The organism is Mesorhizobium sp. M4B.F.Ca.ET.089.01.1.1 (assembly GCF_004022605.1).
GTDB lineage: Bacteria > Pseudomonadota > Alphaproteobacteria > Rhizobiales > Rhizobiaceae > Mesorhizobium > Mesorhizobium abyssinicae.
This window is the reverse complement of the sequence record NZ_RZOS01001250.1, coordinates 1-563: the sequence shown is the minus strand read 5'-3', so window position 1 is coordinate 563 and position 563 is coordinate 1. Positions and strand designations below refer to the sequence as shown.

The 563-nt window shown below is 51.2% G+C and carries 1 pseudogene; it reads left to right on the top strand.

Going from position 1 to position 563, the window contains the following annotated elements:
- Nucleotides 1–389: pseudogene (locus tag EN780_RS37005) on the top strand (DegT/DnrJ/EryC1/StrS aminotransferase family protein); the annotation flags it as partial.
- Between the last annotated feature and the right edge of the window lie 174 nt (nucleotides 390–563).

Here is a 563-nt window from a genome sequence, read left to right as displayed (position 1 = left end):
TCTCAGGGCTTCTGCCTCTTTTCGATCCAGCAGATCATCAACAATCGATGCTGAATCTCCCGTTGCGTCTTGAGCCGGAAAAGCTCGGTTTTCTACCTGGCCCTACGGCCAGGGATTTCATCATTAAGCTTCTTCAAGCCGAGGGAGTTCCCGTTGCGGTCTGGCTGACGAAGCCCGTCTTTGAATATCTGCCGGATATCTGCGGCCAATGGTCAAGGACCGATTTTCCAAACGCCATGAAGATATTGAACACCATGTTTTACGTGTCGGAGATCGCTCCACCAAACGACGTTGAAGTGATGAAATTGTACGCGGCCGCGTTTCAAAAGGTCTGGGCAGCGCTTCCAAACCTAGCTTCAAAAATTCCTGAGATCGTATCTGTTGCCTGAGGGCGGGATGGCAAGCCGATGGACTGCTCAATAAAAGGTTTTCCACCATATGGCTTTTCGATTGTTCTCAAATTCGGCGGGAGCATCATGCGTGATCTTGCCGTGTGTAAGCTCGCACTGGCTGAACTTGAGCGTCTCGCCGATAAGGGCCATCGAATCCTACTTGTTCCAGGC